Raw genomic sequence first — 1,326 nt, forward strand, 5'->3', positions numbered from 1 at the left:
AGGCGATGTACAGCTGCGGCGAGACGGACTTGCCCGTCTGCCCGACCTGCGAGGTGTGCGGGTACCAGCCCGCGTCCACCGCCGCACGCGACGCACCCACCGCGGCACCCAGCGAGTCCGCCAGCGCCTCGATCAGCGGGAAGTTCTCCGCACCGTTGACCCCACGGCCACCCGAGACCACGATCGCGGCCTCGGTCAGCTCCGGACGCCCGCTCGACTCACGCGCCGTCCGGGACGTGACCTTCGTGCCCCTCGCGCCCTCACCGAACGACACCGCCAGCGCCTCCACCGCACCGGCGGCGGCAGCCGGCTCGACCGGAGCGGAGTTCGGCTTCACCGTGATGACCGGAACACCCCTGGAGACCCGGGACCTGGTCGTGTAGGAAGCGGCGAACACCGCCTGCGTCGCCACCGGACCCTCCTCCCCGGCCTCCAGATCGGTGGCATCGGTGATGATGCCCGACCCGATCCGCAGCGCCAGACGCGCGGCGATCTCCTTGCCCTCCGCCGAGGACACCACCAGCACCGCCGCCGGGGACACCGCCTCGAACGCCGCCTGCAGCGCGTCCACCTTCGGCACCACCAGGTAATCCGCGAACTCCGGCGCCTCACAGGTCAGCACCTTCACCGCACCGTGCTCACCCAGCACACCCGCGGTGCTCCCGGCGCCCGCACCCAGCGCGACGGCCACCGGGTCACCGATCCGACGCGCCAGCGTCAGCAGCTCCAGGGTCGGCTTACGGACCGCACCGTCCACATGATCGACCAGAACCAGAACTTCAGCCATGACAACGCACTCCAGACGAGAAGAAGAAAGGAAGGGAAAGAGAGAGGAAGGAGGGCACGGGCGGGATCAGATGAACTTCTGGCCCGCGAGGAACTCGGCGAGCTGCCTGCCGCCCTCACCCTCGTCCTTCACGATCGTGCCCGCGGTGCGCGCCGGACGCTCGGTCGCCGAGTCGACCGCCGTCCACGCACCCGCCAGACCCACCTCGTCCGCATCCAGCTCCAGATCCTCCAGATCCAGCGACTCCACCGGCTTCTTCTTCGCCGCCATGATCCCCTTGAACGAGGGATAGCGCGCCTCACCCGACTGGTCGGTCACCGACACCACCGCCGGCAGCGACGCCTCCAGCTGCTCCGTCGCCGTGTCACCATCACGACGACCGCTCACCACACCGCCGTTCACCGCAACCTCGGACAGCAGCGTCACCTGCGGCACACCCAGCCGCTCCGCCAGCAGCGCCGGCAGCACACCCATCACCCCGTCCGTGGAGGCCATACCGCAGATCACCAGGTCGTAACCGGTCCTCTCGACCGCCTTCG

2 protein-coding genes are annotated in these 1,326 nt (G+C 69.8%); both read right to left on the reverse strand.

Annotation, left to right across the window (positions count from 1 at the left end):
* Positions 1–787: electron transfer flavoprotein subunit alpha/FixB family protein (locus IE145_RS33100; protein ID WP_189529115.1), on the reverse strand; the 787-nt coding region annotated here is incomplete at its 3' end.
* Positions 788–853: 66 nt separating this feature from the next.
* The coding region (locus IE145_RS33105) for an electron transfer flavoprotein subunit beta/FixA family protein (protein ID WP_444545687.1) at positions 854–1,326 on the reverse strand (473 nt) is incomplete at its 5' end.

Source organism: Streptomyces sindenensis, from assembly GCF_014649035.1.
Classification (GTDB): domain Bacteria; phylum Actinomycetota; class Actinomycetes; order Streptomycetales; family Streptomycetaceae; genus Streptomyces; species Streptomyces sindenensis.